This is a genomic window from Brevundimonas denitrificans, assembly GCF_030160755.1.
GTDB lineage: Bacteria > Pseudomonadota > Alphaproteobacteria > Caulobacterales > Caulobacteraceae > Brevundimonas > Brevundimonas denitrificans.
In genome coordinates this window covers 1-574 of sequence record NZ_BSOY01000219.1, presented here as the reverse complement: position 1 = coordinate 574, position 574 = coordinate 1, and the positions used below count along the sequence as shown (strand labels likewise).

General features: G+C 56.8%; 1 protein-coding gene. It reads right to left on the bottom strand.

The genetic code is table 11. The features are described from left to right. A partial coding sequence (locus QQJ79_RS15860) for a PAS domain-containing protein (protein WP_284223903.1) occupies nucleotides 1-574 on the bottom strand: 574 nt, incomplete at both ends.

The following is a 574-nucleotide window of genomic DNA, read 5'->3' as shown; positions in this document are numbered from 1 at the left end:
AAAGTCCGTGATGTCACCGGCCACGGTGACGATCCCCATGAACAGTCCCTCGTCATCCATCAGGCGGGATTTTTCGATCCGCAGAATGCGGGTGCCATTATCGGTCTCCACTTCCATGATGGTATTCTGGGTCTGCTCGGTATCCAGAACCACCTGATTGAGGTCCCCCATGGCACGGGCGGCCTTCTCGCCAAACAGGTCGCGGTCGGTCTTGCCAGCAATGGACTGAACCGGGAAATTGACAAACCGGGCAAGTGACGGATTGGCATAGACATAGCGCCCGGCCGTATCGGTCAGTCCGATCAGGTCATCGATGGTGTTGTTGATGCTGCCAAGCAGGCGGCGCTGGGCGTTGATCTTATGGGCCAGTTCCTTGTATTGCTCGGCCATGGCCTTGTTGTTCTGGCTGCGCAGGGTCAGCCAGATGGCCGCAAGGATACTGAGAATGACCAGCACGGTGCTGACCGCAACGATCCATATGCCAACAGAATATCGCTCCAGCGGCTCCAGAGCCTCTTTCTCATGAATGCCTTGGGTGATGACCCAGTTGGTATTGCCAAGTTGCACGCCGACA